Here is a 12,045-nt window from a genome sequence, read left to right as displayed (position 1 = left end):
CCCTCTCTGTATGAATGGAGCTTATCGCTGGAAAATAATTTTTGCGATTGCCTCTATTTCATTAGAACGTACATATAGTTGGAAGGAGATGTATTATGAGTAAGGTTATGTCATTGCACGACGCAATTAAAAAAATATGTAAAATCGGGCGATGTCCTCTGCTTCGGCGGTTTTACGACGAATCGTAAGCCGTATGCTGCGGTAAACGAAATTCTGCGGCAAGGCTTAGGCAATTTTATCGGGTACTCCGGCCCGGCAGGCGGCGACTGGGATATGCTGATCGGTGAAGGAAGGGTAAAGGCCTTTATCAACTGCTATATTGCAAACTCCGGCTATACAAACGTAGCGCGTCGCTTCCGCCACGAAATAGAAAAAAACAACAAAAAAATGCTGCTGGAAGACTATTCGCAAGATGTACTGATGCTGATGCTTCATGCATCTTCCCTCGGACTTCCGTATCTTCCGGTACGGCTGATGCAGGGCACTGACTTGGTAAACAAATGGGGTATCAGTAAAGAAGAGCGTGCAAAAGATCCGCGCCTTCCCAATGATAAATTGGTTGAGGTGGAAAACCCCTTCAATCCCGGTGAAAAGGTTGTTGCCGTTCCTGTGCCGCGCTTAGATACTGCAATCATCCACGTGCAAAAGGCTTCTATCGAAGGAACCTGTTCCATAGAGGGTGATGAATTCCATGATATCGATATCGCGATTGCCGCAAAAAAGTGTATCGTAACATGCGAAGAGCTTGTAACCGAGGAAGAGATCAGAAAGGATCCGACTAAAAACTCGATACCCGAATTTTGTGTCGATGCAGTTGTGCATACCCCTTACGGTGCTCATCCCGCTCAGTGCTATAACTATTATGACTACGATGCAAACTTCTTTAAAATGTATGACAGCGTTACCAAAACCGAAGAAGATTTTAAAGCTTATCTACAGGAATGGGTATACGGCGTAAAAGATCATACCGAATATATCGATAAACTCGGTGCAAGCAGATTGGCAAAATTGAAGGTTGTACCGGGATTCGGTTATGCGGCACGGCTTGTAAAGGAGGATAAGTAAGATGGCAAATTATAAAAATTATACCAATAAAGAAATGCAGGCAATTACAATCGCAAAGACTATCAAAGACGGCCAGATTGTTATTGTAGGTACCGGTCTTCCTTTAATCGGAGCATCGTTGGCAAAACGGATTTTTGCTCCGCATTGTAAGTTGATTGTGGAAAGCGGTTTGATGGATTGCGCTCCGGTTGAAGTACCCCGCAGTGTCGGCGATAACCGGCTGATGGCTCACTGCGGTGTACAGTGGCCGAACGTCCGCTTTATCGGGTTTGAAGCAAACGAATGGCTCAATGATAACGATCGTATGATCGCCTTTATCGGCGGTGCACAGATTGATCCTTTCGGCAACGTAAACTCAACCTGTATCGGCGACTATCATAACCCTATTACCCGGTTTACCGGTTCCGGCGGTGCAAACGGTATCGCAACCTATTCCAACACCGTTATTATGATGCAGCACGAAAAACGACGCTTTATCGATAAAATCGACTACATCACCAGCGCCGGATGGGGAGACGGCCCCGGCGGACGTGAGAAGCTCGGTCTTCCGGGAAACAGAGTCCCGATCGCCGTTGTTACCGACCGCGGTATTCTCAAATTTGATGATAAGACCAAGCGGATGTACTTAGCGGGTTACTATCCGACCTCTTCCCCCGAAGACGTACTGGAAAATACCGGTTTTGACCTCGATGTTTCCAAAGCTGTTCTGCTTGAGGCGCCGAGCGAAGACGTTATTAAGATGATCCGCGAGGAAATCGATCCCGGGCAGGCGTTTATCAAAGTTCCTGTAGAAGAGTAAGTATCAGGGTAGGGTAAACACATCAGGTTATTTTTTAGCAGCCCCGCAGAATAAGGAGGCTATTCAACCTTTCCTTTTGAAAATATGCATACCGTTTACGGCGTTGCTGCACAAAAATAAATGCTCAACGTACAACAAGTACGTCTCCGCTTTGTTTTTGTTTGCGCCTTGTATCCGGTACCGCTATTTTCAAAAGGCTGACGGAAAGGCTAGTTTTAGACGTCATAGCCACAATTATTCTGCGATGTTAATCTACTCCGCCTGATGTGTTTACCCGTCTGTTAGAAAAAATGTGCAAAATTTTTGATAAAATTTCGCACAGAAAAAGAGCATTTTCCGTGAGCTTTGTGCTCGCGGAAAATGTCGTAACCGGAGGAATAGACATGGGTGATTATTCGATGCCGAACTATTTCCAAAATATGGAACAAGTTGGAAAGGAGTTGGCACATATTGATGAAGAAAATGAGAAGCTGATTAAAGACGTTGAAGAAGAAATCGGCAAACTGATAGATGAAATCCACGAAGCAGGAACGCCGACGGAGGCTATCAACGAAAAAGGGCAGATGACTGCGCTGCAGCGGATTGCCGACCTGATTGACGAAGGTACATGGTGTCCGTTAAACAGCCTCTATAATCCGCAGGACTTTGAAACCGCGACCGGTATCGTCAAAGGCTTGGGACGGATTAACGGAAAGTGGGCGGTCATCGTTGCTTCCGATAATAAGAAGATTGTCGGCGCGTGGGTTCCCGGGCAGGCGGAAAACTTACTGCGGGCTTCCGACACGGCAAAATGCTTGCGCATTCCGCTCGTGTATGTACTGAACTGTAGCGGAGTTAAACTCGACGAGCAGGAAAAAGTTTATGCGAACCGGCGCGGCGGTGGTACTCCGTTCTATCGGAACGTAGAACTGCAGCAGCTCGGTGTTCCCGTTATCGTCGGTATCTATGGAACAAACCCCGCGGGCGGCGGCTATCACAGTATCAGCCCGACCATCCTTATCGCACATGAGAAAGCGAATATGGCAGTCGGTGGCGCCGGCATCGTCGGCGGTATGAATCCGAAAGGCTATATCGACGAAGAGGGCGCCGAGCAGATTATCGAGGCAAGCAAAAAATCCAAGGGCGTCGATGTACCGGGAACGGTTTCCATTCACTACAACGAAACGGGCTTTTTCCGCGAGGTGTACAGCGACGAAATCGGCGTATTAGACGGTATCAAAAAATATATGGACTACCTGCCCGCCTACAATTTGGAATTTTTCCGTGTAGACGAACCGCGGGAACCGGCGCTCGATCCGAACGATCTGTATTCCATTTTGCCGATGAACCAGAAGAAGATATACAATATCTACGATATTATCGGACGGCTGGTAGATAACAGCGAATTCAGCGAGTACAAAAAAGGCTACGGTCCCGAAATGGTAACCGGACTTGCAAAAGTTGACGGGTTGTTAGTCGGCCTTGTCGCGAACTTCCAAGGCTTGCTGCTGAAGTATCCCGAATACAAACAAGGCGCAGTCGGCATCGGCGGTAAGCTCTACCGGCAGGGGCTTATGAAGATGAATGAGTTCGTAACACTCTGTGCTCGCGATAAGATTCCGATTATCTGGCTGCAGGATACCACCGGTATCGACGTCGGAAACGATGCGGAAAAAGCGGAACTGCTCGGTCTGGGACAGTCGCTTATTTACTCCATTCAGAATTCCAATATTCCGCAGATGGAAGTTACGCTCCGAAAGGGTACTGCTGCGGCTCACTATGTGTTGGGCCGGCCTCAAGGCAACGATACCAATGCGTTCTCGCTCGGTACTGCGGCAACCGAAATCAATGTAATGAACGGAGAAACCGCTGCAACTGCGATGTATTGCCGTCGTTTAGTAAAAGACAAGGATGCGGGAAAGGATTTAACGCCTACCATTGAAAAGATGAATAAGCTGATTAATGAATATAAGGAAAAATCCGTTCCGCAGTATTGCGCCAAAACCGGTATGGTCGACGAAATCGTCAGTTTGTATGATATACGGGCGTATATGATCGCCTTTGCGAATTCCGTCTATCAGAATCCGAAAGCAATCTGCGCTTTCCATCAAATGCTGCTTCCGAGGGCAATTAGAGAATATAATACATTCGTTAAAAAATAGAAAGAATCTTACGGGGAGCCTCTAAAAACCTTAGGTTTTAGAGGTTCCCTATTGTAATTCTCGTGATGGTTACGCAAAAAAATATTCATTATCAGGAGTTATCGAGTTATGGAAAGAATTGTTTTAAAATTGGGCATGTTCGAAACACTCATGGTTGCGGTTATCGCAATTTATGTGGGAGAGTTTCTACGTAATAAAATTCCGGTTCTCAAAAAATATTGTTTACCCGCTTCCGTTGTGGGTGGCACCTTGTTTGCGCTCCTCTCGCTATTGCTCTATTCGCTCAATATTTTTGAATTGAATTTTGATTATAAAACGGTCAATCAACTGTTCTATTGTTTATTCTTTGCTGCAAGCGGCGCTGCTGCAAGTTTGGCGCTGCTGAAAAAAGGCGGTAAGCTGGTGATTATTTTTACCGTACTGGCTGCCTTGCTTGCAGCGTTGCAAAATGCTGCCGCTATCTCCGTCGGTAGCCTTTTCCATATCAGTCCCCTCATCTCTATGATGACGGGCAGTATCCCGATGACCGGCGGACATGGAAATGCCGCTTCGTTTGCGCCCATTGCCGTAGAGGCGGGCGCAACCGCGGCTATGGAAGTAGCGATTGCAGCGGCAACCTTCGGTTTGATTTCAGGTTGTATCATCGGTGAGCCGTTCGGCAACTTTATGGTTAAGCGCTTTCACCTCGAAAATCCCGAACTGGACGGTAAGGAAGAAGCTGCGGAATTAAAGGCGGAAGGTTCCGGCGGAACAGCGGGTGCTTTAGTCGACAAATACAATATGCTGCAAGCGGTGTTTATGCTCTGTATTGCATGCGGAGTCGGGCAAGTGCTGTTTTTAATATTGAAGTATTTCAAAATCAACTTTCCGATTCACGTATGCTGCATGTTTGGAGGAATTGCGACACGCCTTTTGCTTGATCTGACTTCAAAAACTAATCCGGCAAAACACAGCGTACTCTATGAAGCTTTCGATATCGTCGGTGAATTCTCGCTGGCTCTATTCGTATCGATGTCCATTATTTCTATGAAACTCTGGCAGCTTGCAGGCTTAGGCACCGCATTGATTGTATTGCTACTGGTGCAAGTTGTGCTGATTGTTGTGTTCTGTTACTTCCTTACGTTTAACCTCTTGGGGAGGAACTATGATGCGGCGGTTATGGCAGTTGGTCACATCGGGTTCGGCTTGGGTGCAGTGCCTGTTTCGATGACGACGATGCAGACGGTCTGCCGCAAGTACCGCTATTCCAAGTTGGCATTCTTTGTCGTGCCGGTCATCGGCGGTTTTATCAGTAATATTACCAATGCTATTATTATCACGAAATTCTTGGATTTGGCAAAGCACATGCTTGGTCTTTAATATGTAGGGAATCTCTAAAAACTTCCGTTTTTAGAGGTTTCCCTTAGATTTAATCGGCAAGAGAGCGGGTATATCGTTATGAGTATATTTACAATGGGCGTGGACGTCGGTTCTACAGCTTCCAAATGTGTTATTATCAAGGATGGAAAGGATATCGTTGCAACGGCGGTTGTTCCGGTTGGAACGGGTACCAGCGGGCCCGCGCGGGTTATGAAAGGCGCATTGGATCAAGTCGGTTTTACCTCGATAGAACAGCTTGACGGAGCTATTGCAACCGGTTATGGGCGTAATTCGTTAAAGGAAGTCCCGGCACAGATGTCCGAATTGTCCTGTCATGCAAAAGGCGCTTATTTCTTGTTCCCGCGTGTTCGTACTATTATCGATATTGGCGGGCAGGATTCAAAGGCGTTAAAGCTCAGCGATAACGGTATGCTCGAAAACTTTGTTATGAACGATAAGTGTGCTGCCGGTACCGGACGCTTTCTCGATGTTATCGCAAAGGTTCTGGAAATCAATTTGGAAGACCTGGAAAAGCTTGATGAACAGTCCACCAAAGAACTGACCATCAGCTCTACCTGCACCGTCTTTGCCGAATCGGAGGTTATCTCTCAGCTGGCAAGTGGTGCAAAAATTCCCGATATCGTAAAAGGAATCCATACGGCGATTGCCAGCCGTGTCGGTAGTTTGGCCAAGCGTGTTGGCATTCAGGATGATGTTGTCATGACCGGAGGAGTTGCCCTGAATAAGGGAATGGTTCGGGCATTAGAAAGAAATATAGGATTTAAAATTCACACGAGTGAGTACTGCCAGTTAAATGGTGCAATTGGAGCCGCCCTGTTTGCATATCAAAAGTGTGCGCAGGCAGCAAAATAAGTACGGTCGACGCCGGTAAATGCAAGGTCGGCGCCGGTCTACGCGGTATCTTCCACAATGCCTTTTCCGGTTTTATGGAAGATGACCGAGAGATACGAGGAGGAAACAAATGGCTCAAAAAATGGAAAAGTTACCCAACAAAACGCCACGGCCGATTGAAGGGCATAAGCCCGCAGCAGCTCTGTTACGCGATGTCGTAGATAAGGTCTATGCGAATGCGTGGGAAGCAAAACGGCGCGGTGAATTAGTCGGATGGAGTTCTTCTAAATTTCCAATTGAATTAGCGAAAGCTTTTGATCTTAACGTTGTTTATCCCGAAAACCACGCGGCGTCGACGGCTGCAAAGAAAGACGGCTTACGTCTCTGCCAAGCCGCGGAGGATATGGGCTACGATAATGATATTTGCGGGTATGCTCGCATCAGTCTTGCGTATGCCGCAGGAGAACCGACCGATTCACGCAGAATGCCGCAGCCGGATTTTTTGCTGTGCTGTAATAATATCTGCAATATGATGACAAAGTGGTACGAAAATATTGCGCGTATGCATAATATTCCGCTCATCATGGTCGACATTCCATTCTCCAATACGGTGGATGTCCCCGAAGAAAAAGTGGACTATTTGCTCGGGCAGTTTGATTATGCCATCAAGCAGCTGGAGCAATTGACCGGTAAAAAATTCGATGAAAAGAAATTTGAGGATGCCTGTGCGCGTGCAAACAGAACCGCCGCGGCATGGCTGAAAGCTTGTTCGTTTATGTCATATAAGCCGTCTCCGTTAAGCGGGTTTGACCTGTTTAACCACATGGCAGACATTGTCGCCGCCCGCTGTGAGGAAGACGCCGCTGTCGGTTTTGAACTGTTGGCACAGGAATTTGAACAATCGGTAAAAGAGAATACCTCTACATGGGAATATCCCGAAGAGCACCGTATCTTGTTTGAAGGCATTCCGTGCTGGCCGGCGCTCCGTCCCTTGTTTGACCCCTTAAAAGATAGCGGCGTTAACGTAACCGCTGTCGTATATGCTCCGGCATTCGGCTTCCGATATTCAAATATCCGTGAAATGGCCGCCGCGTACTGCAAGGCACCGTGTTCCGTCTGTATCGAAACCGGTGTTGAATGGCGCGAAACCATGGCAAAAGAAAACGGTATCAGCGGCGCTTTAGTCAACTACAACCGCAGCTGTAAACCGTGGAGCGGCGCAATGCCCGAAATCGAGCGGCGCTGGAAAGAAGACCTCGGTATTCCGGTCGTCCACTTCGACGGCGATCAGGCTGACGAACGCAACTTCTCTACGGAACAGTATAAAACACGTGTACAGGGCTTGGTAGAAATTATGGACGAGCGCAAGCAGGAGAAACAGGCGAAGGGCGAGGACGTCTATACCAACTTTAAAAACACCAAAGAGACCGATTGGTCGAAGCCGACGTTGGAGTAGGGGAGGACAGTATGGAAACAATCAAAGAATTATTGGAACAATTTAAATATTTGGCAAACAATCCGCGGAAGCAGCTGGATAAATACCTTGCAGCAGGGAAAAAAGCCGTCGGTATTTTCCCGTACTATGCGCCCGAAGAGATTGTCTATGCGGCAGGTATCGCACCGTTCGGCGTATGGGGCGGTCAAGGCCCCATCGAGCGGGCAAAGGAATACTTCCCGACATTCTATTACTCGCTGGCATTGCGCTGTTTGGAAATGGCCTTGGACGGTACCCTCGACGGGCTTTCCGCTTCAATGCTGACAACGCTGGATGATACGCTTCGTCCGCTCTCTCAGAACTACAAGGTGAGCGCCGGACGGAAAATCCCGATGATCTTTATCAATCACGGTCAGCACCGCAAAGAGGACTTCGGCAAGAAGTACAATGCGCGTATCTTTACCAAGGCAAAGGAAGAGCTGGAAAAAATCTGCGGCGTTAAAGTAACCGATGAGAACTTAAAGAAAGCGTTCAAAGTGTATAACGAAAACAGGGCTGAAAAGCGCCGGTTTATCAAGCTCGCCGCGGCTCATCCGCAGAGCATAAAGGCTTCCGATCGCTGCTATGTGCTGAAAAGCTCATACTTTATGCTGAAAGACGAACACACCGAACTGCTCAAAAAGCTGAACGCCTTGCTCGAAGCCTTGCCGGAAGAAAAATGGGACGGTGTTCGGGTTGTTACCAGCGGTGTTATTACCGATAACCCCGGCTTGCTGGATATCTTAGATTCCTACAAGGTCTGTGTTGTTGCCGATGACGTTGCGCATGAATCCCGTGCATTGAAGGTTGATATCGATCTTTCCATCGATGATCCGATGCTGGCACTTGCCGATCAATTTGCCCGTATGGATGAGGATCCGTTGCTCTATGATCCTGATTTGACAAAGCGCCCTGCGTATGTGGTGAAGCTGGCAAAGGACAACAAGGCTGACGGATGCCTCCTCTTTATGCTCAACTTTGATGATACGGAAGAGATGGAATATCCTTCGCTCAAGCAGGCATTCAGTGAAGCAAAAATCCCGTTGATTAAAGTCGGTTATGATCAGCAGATGTCGGACTTCGGGCAGGTAAAAACACAGCTCGAAACATTCAACGAGATTGTACAGCTCAATCGGATGTAAGGGGGTAGCAGTATGAGTGAAAATGTATGGGAAAATGATGATTTTATTTTTAAAGGCGCCGAATTAAAGGGCATGACGCAGAAGGGAAAGGATAAGGTAAAAACGCAAGGGCTTACCGATTTGACTATCCCTGCGGTTGCTCCGGACGGAACTCCTATTACGCGGATTGGCGACAATGCATTTTACCGCAGGGGCTTAACCTCCGTTGTTATCCCCGACACGGTAGAGAGCATCGGCTATGATGCGTTCGGTGTGTGTAAATTAACTTCGGTTAAACTGCCGAGCGCGTTGAAGGATATCGAAGGCTTTGCTTTTTACCGGAACGGTCTTAAAGAAGTTACCTTCGGCGGTAAGGAAACAAAGATTGAGCCGAGTGCCTTTGCATTAAATGCGTTGACGGAACTCAACTTGCCTGCAACCCTTGAGCTGATTGATACTTCATCCTTCTACAAGAATGAGCTGACGGCAGTCAAGATCCCTGCATCGGTGAAGAAAATCAATATGTATGCTTTTTTGAAGAACAACATCAAAGAAGTGGAAATCCCCAAATCGGTGGAATTTTTACATGCACATGCATTTGAACCGACTACCGAAGTAAAAAAATTAAAAGCACTCTACTTTCAATGTCTTTTTCCCGATATGCATCCGTGTATGTCGGGAAAAAGACAATCTTCATATTTTTCTGCCGGACTATGATTTTTCGTCGGTATTAACTATCTGCTCTATGTGCTAAAAGAGGGATGTACACAAATGGTGTAAATTAGTTGATAGCTTCGATATCTTCTTTACTCAATCCGGTCATTTTTTCGATAAATGATATGTCACAATCGGCTTGCTTCATCAATCGAGCCGTCTCGAACGCTTTCCGGCGAGAACCGCGTATTTCTCCTTCGGCAAGACCAATCGATTTCCCTCGTGCCTCGCCTTCATCAAAGGCATCCATCAGTGCTGCGGGTAATATGTGGTATTCTTTCCTCAGCTGCTCATTGCGTTTTACTGCCTGTATCATCTGTTCTATCCTCCCTGTATATGCTGTCGTTACTTTCCCTGTTTTTACGTACTGTAAAAAACCTCGTAATTCTTCATTACCTGTTTCTTTAAATGCACCCGCATTCAGTATAATCTTTTTAGTTCCATCTTGTAAGGGGACGCTTTTATCCTCAATACAGATATTTTCAAAGGTGTAGATTGCTTTGTTACTACCGATAGGATCAAATAGGCAAATAAAGATAATAAAGCTATCGTTTAACGCTTTATAAGAATAGCCTTTATCTAAAAAGGCGACATCCAGCACAGACTGATAATACCGCATCCGTTTCGGTATGTTGTATTCATTCCCAACTTGCATCTCAATGTCGTAAGATGTACCCGCTTTGTCTTTTACCAGCACGTCTAGCCGAACGGTTTTTGCTTCGGAATTAGTTGTAACGGTATTCTGAGGCGATAGATAGGTTATTTTCTCAATTTTAACACTAAACAGAATCTCAAGAAATTCTTTACAGATAGGCGCATACTCCATAACCTTGCAGAACATGAAATCATCGGAAATAGTTAAGTCTTCAAAAGGTTTTTGTGTCATTTACTTCTCCTACAATCCTTATATGACTTTCGGAGATTTTTGGCTTGAAAAATGGAGATAATTACTCATCATACGCGGAATATTGACAGTACCGCTTTTAAAATTGTAATATTGATTATCAATTTTAGGCGCTATACTTTGATGTGAGGAGTTGTATATGAAAAAAGCTGTGTCATACAAGCATTCAAAACAGCGGGAAGCACTGTTCAACCTTTTAAGTTCTACTAATACGCATCCTACGGCGGCATGGCTGTATGATCAGCTGCGAAAGGATTTTCCACATCCTGAGTCAAGGAACCGTGTATCGCAATTTGAATATTCTTGCCGAACAGAAACGGATTAAGGTCATCAATGTTGACGGCACCTTTGCTCATTTTGATGCGGATATGAGTGTGCATAATCATGTTATCTGTACACGGTGCGGCAAGGTGGAAGATGCTTTTATGCCGTCCGATGAACACTGTGATCAAAAAGCTGCGGAGATTAGCGGTTATCGTATTGATTCACATCGTTTTGATTTTTTTGGACTTTGCCCTGAGTGCCAGTGTCTTGAACATGATTGAGTTCTATAGTAATTTATCTATGCGAAAAGCTTTCGCACTAGACAAACTTCTTTAAGAGCTCTATGAGTTTTTTAAATGTCTGAATATCCGTTTAGAAATGGAGGTTATAATGAATAAAACACTGAAAACATTGTTTTATATTCTTGGTGTTTGTGTTCTATTATTCGGTTTCGGTGCATGTGCATCTAACAAACCTAAGCCGGAGCAAAAACCTGAATCGGTAAAGCCTGCTGACTCGGAGAAAAACGAAGAACAGGTAAAGACAGCTCGTCTACTGGATGAGATGGCAAAGGCTCGCGCTGAAGCGGTTAACGTCAAAGCAGATACGACTTATCCTACGCAGTTTAAATCAGCCGACGATACGGCGGCTGAAGCAAGAAAGAGTTATGAATCAAATAACCTTGCTGAAGCACAGGAAAAGGCTCAGAGAGCTACTGATCAGTATCGTACTTTGACTAATCGAATGAAGATATCCGAGTTAAAGTCGAAGATCGATAAAAATAACTTTGCGGCCTATGATGCAGACAGCTATAAAAAAGCGCAGGATTTATCTGCAAAGATACCCGGTCTTTATGAGCCCGATCCGGCAAAAGCTTTTGAAACCTCTGAGGAAGCACTGGGTTACTATGAAAAGGTAAAAGAAGCCGGTTTTGCTTCGATGATGAACGATGCAAAAAAGAAGGCAGATGAAGCGCGTTCCCGTGCCGATTCGGTTAAAGCAGCCGTGGCGATGAAAGATCCGTATGCAAAAACGGTGAATCGTTATCGTGCAGCAGGAATCGCTGCCGGCAATAAGAAATACGAACAAGCATATACAGGGTATATGACTGCTTCCGATGAGTTTAACGATATCTATGAAAAGGTGAAGGTTAAACGTGCACAAGCAAATGACGCTATGGAACGAGCAAAAGCTCGCCAGGAAGCCAGCAGCAAGCTTGCAAAAGAAGCCGACCGCGAAGCGCCATTGCCGGAAAATGCGGAAGGTTTTTCCGAAGAACCGGTTAACCTTGATGAATTACAGCGTTCTACAGATACCGGCAATGCAGCGTCATCCGGTAACGGGAGGTAACC

Annotated in this window: 10 protein-coding genes and 1 pseudogene; 10 read left to right on the top strand and 1 reads right to left on the bottom strand. The window is 46.1% G+C overall.

Features of this window, described 5'->3' with window-relative positions:
- Nucleotides 1-183: 183 nt before the first annotated feature.
- The 8 genes and pseudogenes from GWP43_RS09950 to GWP43_RS09915 form a co-directional block, all read left to right on the top strand.
- A pseudogene (locus GWP43_RS09950) lies at nucleotides 184-1,065 on the top strand (CoA transferase subunit A); the annotation flags it as partial.
- 1 nt (nucleotide 1,066) lies between these two features.
- Nucleotides 1,067-1,864, top strand: a complete 798-nt coding sequence (gene gctB, locus GWP43_RS09945) for a glutaconate CoA-transferase subunit B (RefSeq protein WP_162664022.1) — start codon at nucleotides 1,067-1,069, stop codon at nucleotides 1,862-1,864.
- Nucleotides 1,865-2,202: 338 nt separating this feature from the next.
- Entirely contained in the window at nucleotides 2,203-4,005 is a 1,803-nt protein-coding gene (locus GWP43_RS09940) for an acyl-CoA carboxylase subunit beta (RefSeq protein WP_230977666.1), read from the top strand.
- A gap of 108 nt (nucleotides 4,006-4,113) precedes the next feature.
- Complete coding sequence (locus tag GWP43_RS09935) at nucleotides 4,114-5,364, top strand: sodium/glutamate symporter (protein ID WP_162664021.1); 1,251 nt, start codon at nucleotides 4,114-4,116, stop codon at nucleotides 5,362-5,364.
- Between the two features lie 78 nt (nucleotides 5,365-5,442).
- Nucleotides 5,443-6,237 (top strand): acyl-CoA dehydratase activase, encoded by a 795-nt coding sequence (locus tag GWP43_RS09930; protein WP_162664020.1) that lies wholly within the window; start codon nucleotides 5,443-5,445, stop codon nucleotides 6,235-6,237.
- 109 nt (nucleotides 6,238-6,346) lie between these two features.
- Nucleotides 6,347-7,672, top strand: coding sequence for a 2-hydroxyacyl-CoA dehydratase subunit D (locus tag GWP43_RS09925; RefSeq protein WP_162664019.1), 1,326 nt, complete (start codon nucleotides 6,347-6,349; stop codon nucleotides 7,670-7,672).
- 11 nt (nucleotides 7,673-7,683) lie between these two features.
- Nucleotides 7,684-8,832 carry a 2-hydroxyacyl-CoA dehydratase subunit D gene (locus GWP43_RS09920; protein ID WP_162664018.1) on the top strand — a complete coding sequence of 383 codons (1,149 nt, stop codon included), beginning with the start codon at nucleotides 7,684-7,686 and terminating at the stop codon, nucleotides 8,830-8,832.
- A 12-nt stretch (nucleotides 8,833-8,844) separates the two neighbouring features.
- Nucleotides 8,845-9,528 (top strand): leucine-rich repeat domain-containing protein, encoded by a 684-nt coding sequence (locus GWP43_RS09915; RefSeq protein ID WP_230977665.1) that lies wholly within the window; start codon nucleotides 8,845-8,847, stop codon nucleotides 9,526-9,528.
- Between the two features lie 64 nt (nucleotides 9,529-9,592).
- Here the strand turns inward: GWP43_RS09915 and GWP43_RS09910 are convergent, their stop codons facing one another.
- Nucleotides 9,593-10,411 (bottom strand): Rpn family recombination-promoting nuclease/putative transposase, encoded by an 819-nt coding sequence (locus tag GWP43_RS09910; RefSeq protein WP_162664017.1) that lies wholly within the window; start codon nucleotides 10,409-10,411, stop codon nucleotides 9,593-9,595.
- 254 nt (nucleotides 10,412-10,665) lie between these two features.
- Between GWP43_RS09910 and GWP43_RS09905 the strand changes: the two genes are divergently transcribed.
- A complete protein-coding gene (locus GWP43_RS09905) occupies nucleotides 10,666-10,974 on the top strand; it encodes a Fur family transcriptional regulator (RefSeq protein WP_230977664.1) in 309 nt (102 codons plus the stop codon).
- A gap of 109 nt (nucleotides 10,975-11,083) precedes the next feature.
- Complete coding sequence (locus tag GWP43_RS09900; RefSeq protein WP_162664016.1) at nucleotides 11,084-12,043, top strand: hypothetical protein; 960 nt, start codon at nucleotides 11,084-11,086, stop codon at nucleotides 12,041-12,043.
- Nucleotides 12,044-12,045: the final 2 nt, after the last annotated feature.

It is taken from the genome of Treponema vincentii (assembly GCF_010365865.1).
Taxonomy (GTDB): Bacteria; Spirochaetota; Spirochaetia; order Treponematales; family Treponemataceae; genus Treponema.
This window is presented reverse-complemented; position numbering and strand designations above follow the sequence as displayed.